We start from the raw sequence: 19,138 nt of genomic DNA, 5'->3' as shown, positions 1-19,138 counted from the left end.
GGAAACCGTCCGCGATCCGGCGGACGGTTTCCGTGCGTCGGCGGGGCGGCCCCGGGGCCGTTCAGGCGGCGCGGGCGGTTTCCGTACCCGCGGCGGCGTTCCGGTGCACCAGCTCCCCGGCCTTCCACACCCGCGCGATGCGGTCCGGGTCGGCCAGCACGGTCAGGTCGGCCAGGGGATCTCCGTCCACCGCCAGGAGATCGGCGTCGTGACCGGCGACCAGCCGGCCGGACCGGGGCGCCCGGGGCCCCAGCGTGCCGGGGCCGTGGGCGGTGGCCGCCGTGATGGCCTCCAGCGGGCTCAGGCCGGCGGCGGTCAGATGGGTGAACTCGCTCGCGTGTCCGCCCCAGGAGAGCGGGCCGCCGCGGTCGCTGGTGCCCAGATCGGTGCCGAGCGCGATGGTGACGCCGGCCCTGTGCGCGACGGCGATCGCCGCGAGGTGCCGATCGGCCATCACCGCGAAACGGTCCCGCCAGGCGGGCGGCAGCGCGCCGGTGTTCTGCCGCAAGGCCTCGTAGATGGTGCGCGTCGGCACGAGCGTCATGCCCCGCTCGGCCATCAGGTCCGCGGTCCTCTCGTCGATCTCCGTGCCGTGCTCGATCGTGTGGCATCCGGCGTTGATCGCGGCCAGGATGCCCGCCCGCCCGTGGCAGTGCGCCGCCACGACCCGGTCGGCCCGTGCCGCCTCGGTGACGATCGCGGCCAACTCCTCGTCGCGGTACTGCTGGTGCACCGGGTTGTCCACCTCGCTCAGGACACCGCCCGAGGTACAGATCTTGATCAGTTCGGCTCCCGCCCGCAGTTGCAGGCGCACCGCGCGCACGCACTCGTCCACCCCGTCGGCGATACGCAGGGTGCCGCCGCTCCGGCAGGGGTCGGTCACCCAGCGGTAGGGCAGGCGGTGTGCGTCGCTGTGGCCACCCGTCTGCCCGATGACCTGGTTCGCGCTGTAGATGTTCGGGCCGGTGAAGGTGCCTTCCCGGACGGCCTCGGCGAGGACGCAGCCATGGCCGCCCATGTCCCGCAGACTGGTGAAGCCCGCGCGCAGCGCCGTCTCGGCGTCCTTGACGCTGCGCGCGACGGCCAGCGCCTCCGGAGTGAGCATCAGCTCCTCGGTGCTGACCCGGCCACGGATCCCGGCGAAGTGTACATGGCAGTCCCACAACCCGGGCAGCAGGGTGGCCACCCGGGTCGGCCGCAACGACCGGTACTCGTCGCTCAGTCGAGCTGTCGGCCCGGCGAAGCGGATACGGCCTTCCGCGTGCACGACGCTGCCGTGCGCGACGGGTGCGCCGGCGCCGGGGATGAGCAGGTCCGCGTCGATGCGCTCTGTCATGGGCTATGCCTCCAAGGCCGTACGTCGCGCGAGATCGGCGCGGAGCGCCTTCTTGTCGATCTTGCCGATGGCGGTGGTCGGCAACTGGGCCACGACCTCCACCCGTTCGGGCAGCTTCCAGACGGCCAGCCCGAGCCCGCGCAGGAACCGGCGGAGCTCCAGCAGCGTGGGTTCCTGACCCTCCTCAGGGACGACGTACAGGCAGACGGTCTCGCCGTACAGCTCGTGAGGAGCGCCGACGGCGGCATTGGCGCGCACGGCGGGATGCCGCGCCACCGCCATCTCCAGGTCCTCGGCGGGGATCTTCTCGCCGCCGCGGTTGATGATGTCGCGCACCCGGCCGTTGACGACGAGGGTGCCCTCGGGCGTCCGGGTCGCCAGATCGCCCGTGCGGTAGAAGCCGTCCGGGGTGAACGCCTTCGCGGTGGCGTCCGGGTCCCGGTAGTACCCGGCGACGGTGTAAGGGCCCCGGGTGAGGAGTTCCCCCGTGGCGCCGTCCGGCACCGGACGGCCGTGCTCGTCCACGATGAGCACCTCGTCCGCCGGGGAGGCGGGGCGGCCCTGGGTCTCGACGATCACCGTCTCGCGGTCGTCGAGCGCCGTGTAGCAGAGCAGCCCCTCGCTCATGCCGTAGCACTGCTGGAGCGTCGCTCCCAGCGCGGGGCCGATCCGGCGCGCCAGCTCGGGGGTCGGGCGGGCGCCCCCGGTCTGGAGCACGCGCAGGCTGCTGAGATCGGCGGCCGTCCGCTCGGCGGCTGCCAGCCATTGCATGGCCACCGTCGGCACGAGAGCGCAGTGCGTCACCCGTTCGCGTTCGATCTGGGCGAGGGCCTGCCGTGGGTCGGTGGTGTCGCCGAGTACGACCGTGCCACCCTGGGCCAACGTACCGAGCACGCCGGGGCAGTTGAGGACGAAACCGTGCGCGGCAGGCATCACCGCCAGGTAGACCGAGTCGTGCGAGACCCCCGCGATCCCGCAGGCCGTCCGCACCATGTACGCGTACCCCGCGTTGCCCCGGGGGATCACCTTCGGCGGGCCCGTGGTGCCGCCGGACAACAGGAAGACGGCGGCGTCGGTCAGGGCGGACGGACGCGGAGCGCTCACGACGGCGGGTCCGGCCGGTCCGTCCCACGGCGCGGCCGGATCGCACAGCGCGGCGAGGTCGACGTCGCCGGCGCCGACGTCGCCCAGGGAGAGGACATGCCCGAGGAACTCGTGTTCCGTCCGCAGCCGCCGGGCCGACTCCACGGGGTCGGCCGCTCTGCCGCCCGCGCTCACCGCGATGGCCACCGGCCGGGCGGCACGCACCACATGGCCCAGCTCGTAGTCGCCGAACCCGGGCAGGACCAGGACCGGTGGCGCTCCGATGTCGAGCAGGGCCAGGACCAGGACCACCAACTCCGCGCGGTTCGGCAGCTGCACCACCACCCGGTCCCCGGCACGGACGCCGAGCCCCTCCAGGCGCCGGCCGGCCGCGGTCACGGCCGTGTGCAGTTCGCCGTGGGTCAGCCGTGTCGTACCGCTCACCAATGCGAGCCGGTCGGGGTGGCGCAGGCGCGCGTCGCGCAGCAGATCGGCGATCCGCTCCTCGCGCCACAGCCCGGCCCGCAGATAGGACTCGGCCCGTCGCCGGTCGATCACCGGGACGTCCCCGTCCAGGGGCCGGGCCCCGAGCGGGCTCATCGGGGCGCCTCCGCTATCCCGCGGGTCAATTGCTCCACCGTGTAGTCGTCCTTGTCCCACAGATCCATCCTGACTCCGAACCGTTCACGCAATTGAATCTCCAGATCGGTGGTCTCGACGGAGTTGAGGCCGATGTCAGCGCGGAGCCGGGTATAAGGTTCGACCTCGCTCAGCGTCTGCTCCGAAATGCCGATATCGAGCAGCAACTGCTTGATGACGTCCACGGACACGGCGGCTCCCTGATTTCCGATGTCGAGGATGAAAGGCGGTGACGTTCCGCCGTCTGCGCGAAACTCCGTACGGAGCGCAGGCCGAGGCTAATCGACGCCCGTCGGCCTGACAACGGACTAGTACGCCGGTACTAAGCGCCTCGTTCGGTTTCCCGGTTCTACCCCGGAGGTTGTCCATCGTTGGGTGCGAACCGGGGTGTCGAGGGCGTAGACCGGCCTTACACCAAGCGGTGTATTTCCGATTCCGGTGAGATTTGAGAGTGTTGCGTTTGTGCCGGACGAATATCGCAAGCCTGCGGCGCGTTTTGGATGGTGACCACGAACATTCGACCCGTTGATCGGCGCGCTGCCGATCCGGACTGGAGCCTATCGATGCCTGAATTCTCGGGTGACACGTGTTCAGGCGGTCGGGAAGTCATGGGGGTGGACGGTGCAACAGTCGTACGAAATTCCTTACCCGGAGTTGGGGTCCGTACTCGGAGAGCAGGAAATCGGAGTTCTGGCCCGATTGCTCGAATCCGGTGAGAACCTGTCGGGGGGGAGGTGCCGCGAGGAGTTCGAGCGGTGTTTCCGCGAGTATCTCGGAGTGCCGCACGCGCTCTCGGTGACCAGTGGGACCGTGGCGCTGGAGATCGGGATACGGCTGCTCGACCTGAGTGAGGGCGATGAGGTCATCGCGACCCCGCAGACGTACAAGGCCAGTGTGCAACCGCTGTTGAACTATCCGGTGAACGTGCGCTTCTGCGATGTCGAGCCGGACACGCTCAATATCGACCCCGACCACTTCGCATCGTTGATCACCGACCGGACCAAGGCTCTGATCCTCGTGCACTATGGCGGGCTGCCCTGCGACATGGACAAGATCATGGAGATCGCCCGCCGGCACGGGATCACCGTCATCGAGGACTGCGCGCACGCGCTCGGCGCGGAGTACCGGGGACGCAAGCCGGGTGCGCTGGCCGACATCGGCTGCTTCAGCTTCCACTCCAGCAAGAACATCACCACCCTCGGAGAGGGCGGGATGATCACGCTGTTCGACCGGACGCTGGCGGAGCGGGCGGACCGCATCCGGTCCAACGACGCCGACGCCGTCTACCGCGAGCAGGCACGCGCCATCGGGGAGTCCACCAGTGCCCACCCATGGATGATGCACCCCGGTTTCGCCTTCACCCACGACTGCTCGAAGATCCGCTACGGCGGCACGAACGCCACCCTCGCGGAGCCGAACGCGGCGGTGGGCACCGTACAGCTGGCCAAACTCGACCAGTTGGTGAACAGGCGGGCGGAGGTCGCGGCCGCCTACGGGAAGGTCCTCGAAGGGTATCCCGGGGTACGGGCGCACCAGGGGCCCGAGCCGGTGCGGCACGGACACCATCTGTACACGTTCTTCGCCGACCCGGCCGACGGCATTCTGCGCAACCGGCTGGTCTCCCGGCTCGACGCACTCGGTGTGCAGATGCAGCTGCGCTACTTCCCGCTGCACCTGCTCGCCGAATGGCGGGCCAGGGGGCACACCGCCGGGGAGTGTCCGGTCGCCGAGCGCATGTGGTTCGAGCAGCAGGTCAACCTGCCCTGCCACCCGGGCATGACCGACCGGCAGGTCGAGCAGGTCGTGTCCCGGCTCGACACCGTCCTCGGCCAGGAGGCCCGGGGCGTACCCCTCGCGGAGGGAACGACGCGGACGACGGAGGGACGGACCCGGTGACCGAAGCAGAGCACTACGACATCGTCGTCATCGGCGGCGGCCCGGTCGGGCTCGCCTCCGCCTGGCACGCCGCCCGCCGCGGCGCGCGGGTCGCGGTCTTCGAGCAGTACGCGTTCGGCAACGAACAGTGCGGCACGAGCGGGGCGGAGCGGCACTGGCGGCTGCAGTACACCGAGCCGGACCTGTGCCGACTGACCGGGGAGGCCCTGCCGCTCTGGCGCGAACTCGAACGGGCCACCGGGAGCCGGCTCCTGCACGCGTTCGGCAGCCTCTGGTTCGGCGACGTCGACGTCGCCACCAACGAGGGCAAGATCTCGGCGACCGCGCGAACCATGGACGACCTGTCCATCCCGTACGAGTGGCTCACCGCGGCCGACATCGAGCGCCGCTACGGCTTCACCCGCCTCCCCGGCCACTTCGAGGGGTTCGTCCAGCCCGACGGCGGAGCCGTCGACGTACGCGCCACGGTGGAGGGCCTGCTGCGACTGACCGAGGCCGCGGGGTGTGTGCTGCGGGCACACGAGCCGGTGCTGGAACTGGTCCCCGACGGCGAAGGGGTGCGGTTGCGCACTTCACGCGGCTGGTGCAGGGCGGGCAAGGCGGTGGTGGCCAACGGCGCCTACGCCAACGACCTGCTCGAACCGCTGGGCGCCCGGCTCGATCTCAACGTGTTCGAGATGGCCCTGGTGACCCTGCGCCAGCGCGATCCCGACGCGCGCTACCCGTTCTGGTTCGTCTTCCAGGAGCCGACCGAGGAGGACACCAACCTGTTCTACGGCTTCCCGCCCAACGTGTGGCAGGACACGGACAGGGTCCGCGTCGGCCCGGTGTTCGAGGTCAACGCGCTGGCCGATCCCGGGCAGGCGACCGGCGCTCCCGATCCGCGCCATGTGGCCCGGATGTGCGAGTGGGTCGAACGGCATCTGCCCTCGGTGGACCCACGCCCCCTGGCGCGCGAGACCTGTCTCGCCGTGCTGCCCGCCGACCCCGAGCGGCAGTTCTTCCTCGGCACCGCCAAGGGCCGGTTCGACGGCGGGGAGAACGTGGTGGTCGCCACCGGCGGATGGGGGTTCAAGTTCGTGCCGCTGCTGGGCAGAATCTGCGCCGACCTGTGCGTCGACGGCGCGACCGACTACCGCGTCGACCGCCTGATGCTGCCGGACGCCACCTGTCCCTGACAGCTGTCCCGCTGTCCCGCTCCGAGGGCGATGGCGCGAACGCGACGAGACGCCCCTGGGCGCGTCCGGCTATCCCGCACGGCCGACCCTTCCTCTGCAAAGGAGATTCCCCGGTGGTTTCCGAAGTTCTCGCCACAGGTGTCCATCACGACGGCACGTCCGTCGACATCGCCGTCGTCGGAATGGCGGGCCGCTTCCCCGGTGCCCCCGACATCGACACCTACTGGCACAACCTGCGCTCCGGCGTCGAGTCGATCGAGCGGCTGACCGAGGACGACCTGCTGGCCGAGGGGCTCGGCAGGGAGGTCATCGACGCGCCGGGCTACGTACCGGCCGCGCCGACGCTGGAGGGCATCGAGCTCTTCGACGCCGGGTTCTTCGGCTTCACGGCCCGGGAGGCCGCTCTGCTGGACCCGCAACAGCGGCTCTTCCTGGAGAGCGCGTGGCACGCGATGGAGCACGCCGGGATCGACCCCGCCCGGTGCGGGAGGGCCGCGGTGTTCGCCGGCGGCAACATGCCCGCCTACCTGATGTCCAACCTGCTGGGCGGGAACCGGATCGTGCTCGACTCGGCCATGTTCGAGCTGCAGATCCACAACGACAAGGACTACCTGGCCAGCCGGACCGCGTACAAGCTCGGCCTGACCGGCCCCGCGGTGAACGTGCAGACGGCGTGCTCCACCTCACTCGTCGCGGTGCACCAGGCCACCGCGGCACTGCGCTCCGGCGACTGCGAGCTCGCGCTCGCCGGCGGGGTGTGCGTCCGGGTGCCCCACCGGGTCGGCTACCGCTACGAACAGCAGCTGATCTACTCGCCGGACGGGCGGTGCCGCCCGTTCGACGCCGACGGCGCGGGCACGGTCTTCGGCAACGGGGCCGGTGTCGTCGTGCTCAAGCGGCTGGCCGACGCGCGGCGCGACGGCGACCGGATCCTCGCCGTGCTCAAGGGCTCCGCGGTGAACAACGACGGTGCGGACAAGGTGGGTTACACCTCACCGAGCGTGCGCGGGCAGGAGGCGGTGGTCGCCGCCGCGATCGCCGACAGCGGGGTGCCCGCCCGGTCGATCACCGCGATCGAGGCGCACGGAACGGGTACCCATGTCGGCGACCCCATCGAGATCACGGCTCTCACCAGGGCGTTCGGAGAGCACACCGCGGACAGGCAGTTCTGCGCCGTCGGTTCCGTCAAGTCGAACATCGGGCACCTGGAGTCGGCGGCGGGCATCGCCAGTTTCATCAAGGCCGTGCTGCAACTGCACCACCGGACGCTCGTGCCGAGCCTGCACTACGAACGGCCCAACCCGCGCATCGACTTCGCCGCCACTCCGTTCTTCGTCAACACGGAGCTGCGCGACTGGCCCGAGGGGGAGTCCCCCCGCCGGATCGGGGTGAGCTCGTTCGGCATCGGCGGCACCAACGCCCACGTGGTGCTGGAGCAGGCGCCCGAACCGAGCCCCGGCCACCCCTCCGGCCGGCCCGAGCTGGTGGTGGTCTCGGCCAGGACCCCGGCAGCCCTGGACAGGGCCGCCGAGGCACTCGCGCGGAGACTCGCCGGGCTCGACCGGCCGCTCGCCGACATCGCCCACACCCTCCAGACCGGTCGCGCGGCCATGCGCTACCGCCGGGCCGTGGTGGCCGCCGACACGGCCGAGGCGGCGGCGCTGCTGTCCGGGGCCGACCCGGGCAGGGTGCGGGGCGCGGACGCGGGCAACACCCCGGCGAAGACGGTCTTCCTCTTCCCCGGCCAAGGCTCCCAGTACGCCGGCATGAGCCGAGGGCTGTACGAGAGCGAACCGGTCTTCGCCGAGGCGATGGACGCCTGCGCCGCACTGCTGACCGAGCCGCTCGGCATCGACCTGCGGACCGTGCTCTACCCCGACCTGCCCGGCGAGGACGGGCTCACCCACACCACCCTCGCGCAGCCGGCCCTCTTCGCCACCGAGTACGCGCTGGCCGTGCTCCTGCGGTCCTGGGGAGTCGAACCCGACGTCATGGTCGGGCACAGCATCGGCGAGTTCACCGCGGCGGTGCTCGCCGGAGTGCTGTCCCTGGCCGACGCGGCACATCTGGTCGCCCTGCGGGGCCGGCTCATGCAGGACCTGCCGACCGGGGCCATGGTCTCCGTCGCCGCCGCCGCGGCCGACATCGAACCGTTCCTGCCGCCCGGGGTGTCCATCGCCGCCCTCAACGCACCCACGCTCTGCGTGGCCTCCGGCCCCCACGAAGCGGTGGCGGAGCTCGGTGAGATCCTGGCGGGCAAGGAGATCGCGGTCCGCCCGCTCCACACCTCGCACGCCTTCCACTCCCCGATGATGGACCCGGTCGTGGAGCCGTTCACCCGGGCCGTGGCCGACACGGCGCTCGCCGCACCCCGCCTGCCGTTCGTCTCCTGCGTCACCGGCGAGGTCATCAGCACCGAGCAGGCCACGGACCCCGCGTACTGGGGCACACATCTGCGCCGCCCCGTGCGCTTCGCCGACGCGGTGCGCACCGCGGTCGGCGACGGCCCCGCCGTCCTCGTCGAGGTGGGCCCCGGCAACACCCTGAGCGTCCTGGCCCGCGCCGGCACGGGACCCGCGGGGCCCCGTGCCGCAGCCGTCACCACGATGCGCAGGCCCGACGAGACCGCCGACGACGGCCAGGTCCTGCGGACCGCGGTCGGGGACGTCTGGCTCTTCGGCGGCGCGGTGGACTGGCCCGCCCAGCACGAGGGGCGGCGCACCCGGGTGGAACTGCCCGGCTATCCCTTCCAGCGCGACCGCCACTGGATCGAGCCGCGCGGCACGGCGACGGGCGCGCCCCTCACCGTGGGGACAGCCGACCACGAGGAGCCGGAGGCGGGGCAGCCCGCCAGGGCGAATCGGCCGAGCACCCTGGTGACCCCCTATGTGGAGCCGGCGGACGAACTGGAGCGCACCATCGCCGGGATCTGGGAGGAGATGTTCGGCATCGCGCCGATCGGCACCACGGACGACTTCTTCGAACTCGGCGGCCACTCGCTGCTCGCCATTCAGGTGGTCAACCGGCTCCACGCCACCTCCGGGGCGACGGTGGAACTGGGCAAGCTGCTGGCCACCCCCACCATCGGCGGCATGGCCGAACAGCTGCGCGAGGCCGGCGCGGCCGGGGCCGATGACCGGCTCGCCACCGTCGTCCCCCGGCCGGACCGGCGGTACGAGCCGTTCCCGCTCACCGAGATGCAGCAGGCCCAGTGGATCGGCCGGCTGTCCAGCTTCGACATGGGTGGCGTGGCCCCCCATCTCTACTTCGAGTTCGACAGCCGCACCATCGAGCCCGACCGGCTGGAGCAGGCGTGGCAGCGGGTCGTGGAGCGGCACGACATGCTGCGCATGGTGGTCCTTCCCGACGGCCGGCAACAGGTCCTGGCGGACACGGCGCCGTACCGCTTCGAGGTGCTCGACCTGCGTGAGACGGAGCCATCGGAGGCCGAGCGCCAACTGGCCGCGATACGCGACCGGATGAGCGCCGAGGTGCGTCCTGCGGACGTCTGGCCGCTCTGGGAGGTACGCGTCAGCCTGCTGCCCGACCACCAGGTCCGGGTACACATCGGCTTCGACCTGCTGGTCGCCGACGTCTCCTCGTTCTTCTACCAACTTCTGCCGCAGTGGCGCGAGTTCTACCATGAGCCCGGGCAGGATCCCGCCCCGCTGGCCCTCTCCTTCCGGGACTATGTGCTCGCGGAGGAGGAGCTGCGGCGGACACCGAGGTACGAGCGTTCCCTGGAGTACTGGCGCAAGCGGGTCCGCGAGCTCCCCGCCGCACCCGAACTCCCCACGGTGCAGGCCACCGGGGACGGCGGACGCCTGGGATTCGTCCGCCGGCACGCCCGGCTGGACGCCGAGCTGTGGGGCCGGATCAAGGCGAAGGCGGGCGAGTTCGGCGTCACCCCGTCCAGCGCGATGCTCGCGGCGTTCGCCGTCACCATCGGCACCTGGAGCAAGACCCAGCGCTTCACCCTGAACTTCACGGCCGTCAACCGGCTCCCCGTGCACGAAGAGGTCGACGACCTGGTGGGCGAGTTCGCCTCCTTCGACCTGCTGGAGGTGGACGCGGTCTCGGCATCCGACTTCGCCGAGCTGGTGCGCGAACTGCAACGGCAGAGCTGGGCGGACTTCGACCACCGCTACGTCAGCGGCGTACGCATTCTGCGCGAGCGGGCCCGGGCGCGCGGCGGCGCGGGCGACGTCATGCCCGTCGTGTTCACCAGTGCGCTCGGCGGCGACGTCGACGGCAAGCCCGCGCCGTCGCCGGTGGACTGGCTCGGTGAGCAGAGCTACTTCATCTCGCAGACCCCCCAGGTGACGATCGACCACTTCCTGCTGGAGTTCGGGGGCAATCTGGAGCTGGCGTGGCACGCCGTCGACGGGATCTTCCCCGAGGGGCTGATGGAGGAGATGTTCCAGGCCTACCAGGACTTCGTGGTGGGACTGGCGGAGAACGACGGTTGGCACCGCCCCCCGGTGCTCGACCTGCCCGCCGGGCAGCTCGCGGCCCGGGCCGCGGCCAACGACACCGCCGGCGAGCTGCCCGCCGACGTCCTGCCCGCCCGGGTGCTGGCCCGCGGCGACTCCACCGTGCCGGCCGTGATCACCGAGGACCGTACGCTCGACTTCGCCGAACTCGTGGGCCGCGCCGTCGCTCTGGCCCAGGAGTTGACCGAGGGCGGCTTCGGCCGGGGAGCCGTGGTAGGCATCGGACTGGCCAAGGGATGGCGGCAGATCGTGGCGGCACTCGCGGCCTCCGCGGCCGGCTGTACGTATGTACCCCTCGACCCCGGCCTCCCGGAGCCCCGACGCCGCTGGCTGGTCGAGCAGGCCGGAATCGGCTGTGTACTGGCCGAACCGGACACGGCCGCGCACTGGCCGAACGCGCCCCGGGTGCTGCCGGTTCCGGAGGACGCGCCGTGGGACCCGGCGGCCGCGTCGGAGTGGACCTGCCCCGCCCGGCCGGACGACACCGCCTACGTCATCTACACCTCGGGCTCCACCGGAACACCCAAGGGCGTGGCGGTCAGTCACCGGGCCGCCCTGAACACCCTGGTGGACATCGAGGAGCGGTACGGCATCCGTCCGGGCGACCGCGTCCTGGGGCTGTCCGCGCTCAGCTTCGACCTCTCCGTCTTCGACGTCTTCGGGATGCTCGCGGCAGGCGGTGCCGTCGTGCTGCCGGCGGACGCGGACCGCCGGGCCCCGGACCGCTGGACCGAGCTGTGCCGGCTCCACGGGGTCACGGTGTGGAACTCGGTGCCCGCCCTGATGCAGATGCTCGTCGAGCACCTGGAGAGCCGGGGCCCGGCCGGCGACCCGGGCCGCCTGCCCGACCTGCGACTGACCCTGCTGAGCGGCGACTGGATACCGCTGTCCCTGCCGGACCGGCTCCGGACGGTGGCTCCCGCGACCGAGGTGATCAGCCTGGGCGGCGCGACCGAGGCCGCCGTCTGGTCCATCGCCCACCCGATCGGCGAGGTCGCGCCCGACTGGCCGTCCATCCCCTACGGCCGCCCCCTGCGCAACCAGCGCTTCCACGTCCTCAACGACCGGCTGCGGCACGCGCCGGTGTGGGTGCCGGGCCAACTGCACATCGCCGGGGCCGGACTGGCCGAAGGGTACTGGCGGGACGGGCGGCGCACCGCCGAGTCGTTCATCGTCCACCCGGAGACGGGGGAACGGCTGTACCGCACCGGCGACCTAGGGCGGTATCTGCCCGACGGCACCATCGAGTTCCTCGGCCGTGACGACTTCCAGGTCAAGATCGGCGGCTACCGCATCGAACTGGGCGAGATCGAGCACGCCCTGAGCGGCCACCCCGACGTCCTCAGCGCCGTGGTGTCCGCACCCGGGGAACGTACCCGGCAACGGCTGGTCGCCCATGTCGTCCCGGCCCGCCCCGGGCTGCGGGACGCCCCGGACTTCGCCGACCGGTTGCGGGCCCACCTCGCCGCGACCCTGCCCTCCTACATGACGCCGTCCGACATCGTCCTCATCGACGCGATGCCGCTGAGCGGCAACGGCAAGGTCGACCGCTCGGCCCTGCCCGACCCCCGGCACGCGGGCGAGGCGACCGCGAGCACGCCGGAGGACGAGGAGGAGCCGGCGACAGGGGCGCTGGGCACCCTGCTGGTCCTGGCCGCCGATCTCCTCGGCGTGGAGCGGCCCCGGGCGCGGGACAACTTCTTCGAGCTCGGCGGCGACTCCATCATGGGGGTGCAACTCGTCGGGAGGGCCAACGCCGAAGGCATCCCGATCACCCCGCAGAACCTTTTCGAGACCTCCAGCTTCATCGAACTGGCCGGGGCCGTGCCCGCCGGGACGGGCGTCGGCGACGTGGGCGCGGCCGTGCCGCTCACCCCGCACCAGGCAGTCGCACGGGCCCAGGCCGGATCGGTGCTGCTGGACGTACCCGACGCGTTCGACCCGGTGCTGGCCGCCCGCGCGCTGGCCGCGCTGGCCGACCGCCACCCGGCCCTCGGCATCCGGGTACGGACCGAGGACGGCCGGCCGTTCGCGGTGCGGACCGAACGGGGCGAGGACCACGAGGTTCCGGAGATCGACCTCGGCGCACTGCCCGACGAGGTACGGGCCGAGGCAGTGACGCAGATGCTCGACGAGATGGCCGGGGAGCTGGACATCGAGGCCGGGCCGACGGTCAAGCCCGCGGTGTTCCGCCTGGGCGAACGGGGCAGCGTGTTGGCCTGCACGGTGGCGCAGGGGCTGATCGACGACGCCTCCGTCCTCCTGCTCTGCCGCGAACTGAACCAGGCGTACGACCGGTTGGCCGCCGGTCAGCCCGTGGTGTGGAGCGCGGGCGCGGGTTCGCCGCAGGCGTGGAACCAGGGCCTGCGCCGGGAGCCGGCGCACCCGGCGGGGCTCGACGCGCTCCCCGGGGCGCCGCGTGCGCTGCCCCGGCAACGGACCATCGAGCTGGACGCCGCACGTACGGCGGAGCTGTTCACCGCCGCCGCGGGCAGTTACCACCTGGACCCGACCGAGGTGTTGGTGGCGGCGGCGTCCGCCGCACTGGGCAGGGCCCTGGACGAACCGCCGCAGCTGCTGGTCGAGCGTTCGCTGCGGGCCGACCTGGCCGCCAGCGAAGAACCGGCCGGCCGCCTGGTGGGCCGGGTGACCGAGCTGCGGACCATGGAGCCGACGGCGGATCGGACCCCCCTCGCCGAAGCCCTGACCTCGGTGAAGAGCCGGCTGCGGACGGCGGACCCGCTCCCGGTCCGCGGGGCGACGGTCGCGGTCAGGGAGGTGGTGACCTGGGACCGCGGCGATGACGCGATCACGGTCCCCGCGGACTTCACCGGGGTGGCCGGGCTCGCCGGCTGGCACGAGGCGGCGGAGGGGCAGCTGAGCGCCGCCGTGGTGGACGGCACCCTGCGCGTCCGCTGGCTCCTTGGCGCATCCGTGTCCGAGGACGGTGCTACCCGCCTGGCCGACGCCTTCGAGACGGTGCTCGGGGAGATCGCCGAGCACTGCGGCGCGGCGGCGGGGACCTACGAACCGTCCGACTTCCCGCTGTCCGGCCTGTCGGAGGACGAGCTGGACGCGTTCCTCGACGAACTGCGGTGACCGGTGACGGTGACGGCGGCGGATGGCCTGGGACGGCGACGACGGCGGACGGGCCGAGCACGGGTGACGGCGGGAACAGGGCTGCGACGACTGACGACTGCGGACGGGGCTGCGATGACTGACGACTGCGGACGGGGCTGCGATGACTGACAACGGTGGATGGGGCGGCGAGATGACGGACAACGGTGCTACCGAGCGACCTGTCCGCGATATCGCGGACATCTACGAACTCTCGCCGATCCAGCAGGGCCTGCTCTACGAGCAACTGGCCCAGCCGGAACTCGGCGTCTACGTGGAACAGCTGCAACTGGAGTTCGCCGGGACGCTGCACCCCGAGAACTTCGAGCGGGCATGGCAGCTGGTGGTCGACCGGCACCCGATCCTGCGCACCTCCTTCCACTGGCGCAAGAACGGAAAAGTGGTGCAGGTCGTACACGGCTCCGCCCGGCTGCCGGTGGAGACGCTGGACTGGCGCGATCTCGACGAACACGCGCAGCAGGAGCGGCTGCGGGCGTCGCTGGAGGCCGAGCGGAAGGAAGGGTTCGACCTCGCCCGTGCGCCGTTGATGCGCAGCACCCTGATCCGGCGCGGCGCGGAACGGTGGACGTTCTCCTGGCGGTTCTCGCACCTGCTGATGGACGGCTGGTCGTTCACGCTGGCCATTCAGGACTTCCTCGGCCACTACCGGGCGCTGTGCCGGGGCGGGCGGCCGACCGTCTCCCCGGGGCGGCCGTACCGCGACTACCTCTCCTGGTGGCGCGACCGGGACCCCGAGGAGGCGCGGGAGTTCTGGCGCAAGGAGCTGGCCGGCCATCAGCCGGTGGAGGGCGTGCACCTGGGCGGGACCGAGGTGCCCGCCGGGGAGCCGGTCCACGCCCACGTCGAACGGATCCTCGGCGACCTGGCGCCGCGGCTCACCGCACTGGCCCGCGCCGAACAGCTGACACTCGCCACGCTCGCCCAGGGAGCCTGGTTCGTCGTGCTGGGCCGCTTCCTCGGCGTCACGGACCTCACCTGTGGCATCACCATGGCGCACCGGCCCCCCGACCTGGTCGGCTCGCAGGACATCCTCGGACCGATGATCGCCACCCTGCCGCTCCGCAGGACGCTGGACCCCGCGGCCCGTCTGCGGTCCTGGCTCCGGGAGTTCGGCCGAAACGTCGTCGAGGCGAGCGGGCACAGCGCCGTGCCCCTGTCCGAGATGCCGGACCTGCTCGGCTGGGACCCCGCGATCCCGGTCCTGCAGAGCAGCGTCTCGTACGAGAACGTACCGATGCCGGACTTCGACCTGGCCGACGTCGGGGCGGAGATGACCGAACTGGTCTACGACGGCAGGCCCCACTTCCCGATCACCATGGTGATCATGCCCGGCGACGCCATGCCGCTGCGGATCGTCCACGACCGCCGGAAGGTGTCCGACGCGGTGGCGGAGCGTTTCGCCGACGACGTCGTCGCGGTGCTGACCCAGCTGACCGAGCGTCCCGACGTCACGCTGGGGGAGCTGGCCTTCCCCAGCGCTCCGGAGCCGGCGACCAGCCCCCTCACGGAACCGGAGGACGTCACCCTGCACGAGACGTTCCGGCGCCACGCCGGGCTGCGCCCGGACGCGGTCGCCGTACGCCACGGGAACCGTGCGCTCACCTACCGGGAGCTGGACGCGTACTCCGACCGGGTCGCCGCCGCCCTGCGCGAGCGGTGCCCGGAGGTGCGGCGCGTGGGCCTGTGCCTGCCCCGCTCCACCGAGTTGGTGGCCGCGATGATCGGCGTGCTCAAGGCGGGCGCCGCCTACGTTCCGCTGGACCCGGAGTACCCGGCGGACCGGCTGGCCGAGGTCCTGGCCGACTCGGCCGCCGAACTGGTCCTCACCGACGGCGCGGCGGACCACGCGCTCACCGTGGCCGAGGCCAGGCTGGTCACCCTCGCCGACGTGGACCGGCAGGCGGCCGACAGCGCCCCGCCGACAGCCGCGGACCCGGACGCACCGGCCTACCTCCTCCACACCTCGGGCTCGACCGGACGGCCCAAGGGCGTACCGATCACTCACCGCAACGTTCAGAGTCTGCTGGCCGCCGGCCGCGAGGTCTTCGGCTTCACGGCCGAGGACGTGTGGACCTTCGCTCACTCCTTCGCCTTCGACTACTCGGTGTGGGAGATCTGGGGCGCCCTGGGCAACGGCGCCACGCTGGTCGTGGTCGACCGCGAGGCCGGGCGCGACCCGCGCGCCCTGGCCCGGCTGATCGCCGAGGAGCGGGTGACGGTGCTCAGCGAGACGCCCTCGCTCTTCGAGCACCTGGTGCCCGAGCTGGCCGGGGAGACCGCGCTGCGCAGGGTCTTCCTCGGTGGCGACCGGCTGGAACCCGCGATCCTGCGGCCCTGGTTCGCCCGGTTCGGCGACCGGGACATCGAGCTGTACAACCTCTACGGGGTCACCGAGGCCACCGTGGTCTCCACCTACCACCTGGTGCGCGAGGAGGAGGCGGACGCCGACCTGCCGATCCCGATCGGCCGCGCGCTGCCCAACCAGCGGGTGTTCCTGTTCGACGCGTACGACCGCCCGGTGCCGGTGGGCGCCACCGGCCAGTTGTGCGTGGCCGGGCCCGCGGTCGCCTCCGGATACCACGACCGGGACCGGCTCACCGCAGAGCGCTTCGCCGGGGACGCACCGACGGGCCTGCCCTCCGCCGGCCCTCTGTACCGCACCGGCGACCTCGCCACCGCCACCTCCGAGGGCGAGTTCCGATTCCTCGGCCGCGCCGACGCGCAGGTCAAGGTGCGCGGCTTCCGGGTCGAACCGGGCGAGATCGAGGCCGCGCTGCGCGGGGTGCCGGGAGTCGGGTCGGCAACCGTGTCCGTGTTCGGCTCCGGTGCGGCACAGCGCCTCGTGGGGTACGCCGTGCCCGAGCGCCCGGACGCGGCGCTCACCGCCGGGCCCCTGCTCACCGACGTGGTACGGGAGTCGCTGCGCGCCCGACTGCCCGAGCACATGGTCCCGGCCGCCGTGTACTGGATCGACCGGATACCCACCACCCCCGGCGGCAAGGTGGACGTCGCCGCCCTCCCCGTACCGGACACCGGGGGGCGCGTCCGGCACACCGCCCCGGGGACCGACGCCGAGCGGCTGGTCGCCGGGCTGCTCTCCGAACTGCTCCAGGTCCCCGACGTGGGCCCGGACGACGAGCTGGGCGACGTGGGCCTGCACTCGCTCGGAGCGATGCGGCTGGCCGCCCGGCTGCGCGGTGAGTACGCGCTCGACCTGGCGGTGGGCGAACTGCTGGCCGCCCGTACGGTGGCCGAGCTGGCGAGCACGGTGGATGCCGCCCGCAGCGCCGTGTCCGGGGAGGACCGGTGAAGACGACCCCCGTGCCGCACGCCACGGACCACCCCGACAGCCCGGAGAACCAGCGATGGCGGGAGAAGGTCCGGCGGTTCGCCGAGGAGGAGATCGCCCCGCTCTCCGCCACGATGGACAGGAAGGCGGCCCTGGACGCCACGTTGCGCGAGCGCCTCTTCGCCGAAGGCCTGATGGGGGTGGAGATCCCGCGCGGCTACGGCGGCGCGGGCGGCGCCCTCTGCCGGCTGATCCTCACCATCGAGGAGGTGGCGCGAGTGGACCCGGGAGTCGCCGTCGGGATCCACGTGCACAACGTCCTCGTCGCGGGAACGCTGCTGCGCCACGCCTCGGGTGACCAACGCAGGCAGTACCTGCCCCAGTTGGCCACCGGAAGGATCGGGGCCTTCGCCCTGTCCGAGGAGCGGGCGGGCAGCGACGCGTTCGCCCTGAGCGCGGTCGCCCGTAAGGAGTGCACGGGTTATCTGCTGAGCGGTCGCAAGCGGTGGACCAGCAACGCGCGCAACGCCGATCTGCTGCTCGTCTTCGCCCTGGTCGACGGCAGCGGCCCCACGGCGTTCGTGGTCCCGGCCGACGCTCCAGGGGTGTCCCTGGACGCCCGGGTGGAGCAGCTGGGGGTGCGGGCGGCGGCCACCTCGGACGTGATCCTCGACCGGGTCCCGGTCCGTGCCGCCCAGCGCGTCGGCCCGCCCGGCGGCGGCCAGACGGTGGCGATGGCCGGCCTGGACCTCGGGCGGCTCGGCATCGCCGCACAGATGGTCGGGCTGGCCCAGGGAGCCCTGGACGTGGCGGTCGGCTACAGCCTGTCGCGCGAGCAGTTCGGCAGCCGGATCGCCGACTACCAGGGCGTTCAGTTCCCGCTGGCCGACGTGGCCAGCAGGCTGGCGGCGGCCCGTGCCCTGCTGTACCAGGCGGCCGACCACCAAGGGCGGGGCGCCGACCCGGTCGAGACGATGCGGCTGTCGGCCATGGCGAAGTACGTCGCGTCCGAGGTGGCCGAAAGAGCGGCCTCGGTTGCCCTGGAAACCCTGGGCGGGAACGGGTACACCGACGCGTACCCCGTCGAACGTCTCTACCGGGACGCCAAGGCGGGCAAGATCTACGAGGGCACCTCCAACGTGCTGCTCCGAACCATCGCCTCGATCATGATCGGGGTGAGCGCGGGTGACTGAACCGCTGCGCCTGTTGTGCTTCCCCTACGCGGGCGGCAACGCCCGGACGTACATCCGATGGCAACGTCACCTGGGACCGGACATCGAGGTCTGTCCCATGCAACTGGCCGGTCACGGCGAGCGGATCGGCGAACCTCCCCGCCACCGGTGGGAAGACCTGCTGGCGGATCTCCGGACCCGTCTCCCCGGCCTGACGGACCGTCCGATCGCCCTGTTCGGACACAGCCTCGGCGCCCTGCTCGCGTTCGAGTGCGCCCGCATCCTCGTGGCCGAGCACGGCGTCGAGCCGGCCTGGCTGCTGGTGTCGGGCCACCGGGCCCCCGACCTTCCCCTGCGTGAGAAGGTGTTGCACCACCTGCCGGACCCGGAGTTCCTGGCGAGGCTCGGCGAACGCTCCCGCACTCTGCGCGCGCTGACCGACCCCGAGTTCCGCAAGCTCCTACTGCCGGTGCTGCGGGCCGACTTCACCGCTTCCGAGACCTACGCGTACGAGGAGGGGCAACGGCTGACCTGCCCGGTGACCGCGCTGGGCGGCGACCGGGACGAGGACGCGAGCCTTCCGGAAATCGCCGACTGGCGCCGCCACACCACGGGCCCGTTCGACCTGGCCGTCTTCGAGGGCGACCACTTCTTCATCGACGACGCGTGGCAGGAGGTGGTGGCCACGGTCGGCGACCGGCTGCGCCCACCCGCCGGGGGTGCGCGGCGGTGACGCCCTGCGGTGTCCGGCTCGGACACTCCGCGCCGACGATCACCCTCGGTTACTATGCTCACTTCGTGCCGGAAGCCGGAAGCCGGAAGCCGGAAGCCGGAAGCCGGAAGCAAGGGGCGGGTGCGGCGCCATCGACGGTCTGCCGGGGGAGCGGGGGAGCGGGGGAGCAACGCGTCAGCCG

Annotated in this window: 9 protein-coding genes; 6 read left to right on the top strand and 3 right to left on the bottom strand. The window is 72.1% G+C overall.

Annotated elements, in window-relative coordinates:
• Positions 1 to 61: 61 nt before the first annotated feature.
• Genes ACH4RG_RS32390 through ACH4RG_RS32380 form a run of 3 tightly spaced genes read right to left on the bottom strand, consistent with a single transcriptional unit; the run spans position 62 to position 3,243 of the window.
• Complete coding sequence (locus tag ACH4RG_RS32390; protein ID WP_397923263.1) at positions 62 to 1,336, bottom strand: amidohydrolase family protein; 1,275 nt, start codon at positions 1,334 to 1,336, stop codon at positions 62 to 64.
• Positions 1,337 to 1,339: 3 nt separating this feature from the next.
• Positions 1,340 to 3,019, bottom strand: coding sequence for a (2,3-dihydroxybenzoyl)adenylate synthase (locus ACH4RG_RS32385; protein WP_398540637.1), 1,680 nt, complete (start codon positions 3,017 to 3,019; stop codon positions 1,340 to 1,342).
• On the bottom strand, positions 3,016 to 3,243 hold the full coding sequence (locus tag ACH4RG_RS32380; protein WP_397923267.1) for an acyl carrier protein: 228 nt from the start codon (positions 3,241 to 3,243) through the stop codon (positions 3,016 to 3,018). Before ACH4RG_RS32380 ends, ACH4RG_RS32385 begins: the two co-directional genes overlap by 4 nt.
• Before the next feature lie 436 nt (positions 3,244 to 3,679).
• Here ACH4RG_RS32380 and ACH4RG_RS32375 point away from each other — a divergent pair, with 436 nt between their 5' ends.
• From ACH4RG_RS32375 to ACH4RG_RS32350, 6 genes are all read left to right on the top strand, one after another.
• Positions 3,680 to 4,954 (top strand): DegT/DnrJ/EryC1/StrS family aminotransferase, encoded by a 1,275-nt coding sequence (locus ACH4RG_RS32375; RefSeq protein ID WP_397923269.1) that lies wholly within the window; start codon positions 3,680 to 3,682, stop codon positions 4,952 to 4,954.
• Positions 4,951 to 6,132, top strand: coding sequence for an FAD-dependent oxidoreductase (locus ACH4RG_RS32370; protein ID WP_398540636.1), 1,182 nt, complete (start codon positions 4,951 to 4,953; stop codon positions 6,130 to 6,132). The genes ACH4RG_RS32375 and ACH4RG_RS32370 overlap by 4 nt, the downstream gene beginning before the upstream one ends.
• A 113-nt stretch (positions 6,133 to 6,245) precedes the next feature.
• Positions 6,246 to 13,724: an amino acid adenylation domain-containing protein gene (locus ACH4RG_RS32365; RefSeq protein ID WP_398540635.1), complete on the top strand. Its 7,479-nt coding sequence runs from the start codon at positions 6,246 to 6,248 to the stop codon at positions 13,722 to 13,724.
• A 142-nt stretch (positions 13,725 to 13,866) separates the two neighbouring features.
• Positions 13,867 to 17,073 carry an amino acid adenylation domain-containing protein gene (locus ACH4RG_RS32360; protein ID WP_398540634.1) on the top strand — a complete coding sequence of 1,069 codons (3,207 nt, stop codon included), beginning with the start codon at positions 13,867 to 13,869 and terminating at the stop codon, positions 17,071 to 17,073.
• Positions 17,070 to 18,245, top strand: coding sequence for an acyl-CoA dehydrogenase family protein (locus ACH4RG_RS32355; protein ID WP_398540633.1), 1,176 nt, complete (start codon positions 17,070 to 17,072; stop codon positions 18,243 to 18,245). Before ACH4RG_RS32360 ends, ACH4RG_RS32355 begins: the two co-directional genes overlap by 4 nt.
• Positions 18,238 to 18,957 carry a thioesterase II family protein gene (locus tag ACH4RG_RS32350; protein WP_397923279.1) on the top strand — a complete coding sequence of 240 codons (720 nt, stop codon included), beginning with the start codon at positions 18,238 to 18,240 and terminating at the stop codon, positions 18,955 to 18,957. Before ACH4RG_RS32355 ends, ACH4RG_RS32350 begins: the two co-directional genes overlap by 8 nt.
• The last annotated feature ends 181 nt before the right edge of the window (positions 18,958 to 19,138 follow it).

The sequence above is a fragment of the Streptomyces sp. NPDC021019 genome (genome assembly GCF_044333295.1).
Taxonomy (GTDB): domain Bacteria; phylum Actinomycetota; class Actinomycetes; order Streptomycetales; family Streptomycetaceae; genus Streptomyces.
The sequence above is the reverse complement of the archived record's forward strand: the minus strand, read 5'-3'. Positions and strand labels throughout refer to the sequence as shown.

What these genes read in the sequence shown, in the direction of transcription:
- ACH4RG_RS32390 (WP_397923263.1), bottom strand. Translation starts at nt 1,336, where the DNA reads ATGACAGAGCGCATCGACGCGGACCTGCTCATCCCCGGCGCCGGCGCA.
- ACH4RG_RS32385 (WP_398540637.1), bottom strand. Translation starts at nt 3,019, where the DNA reads ATGAGCCCGCTCGGGGCCCGGCCCCTGGACGGGGACGTCCCGGTGATC.
- ACH4RG_RS32360 (WP_398540634.1), top strand. Translation starts at nt 13,867, where the DNA reads ATGACTGACAACGGTGGATGGGGCGGCGAGATGACGGACAACGGTGCT.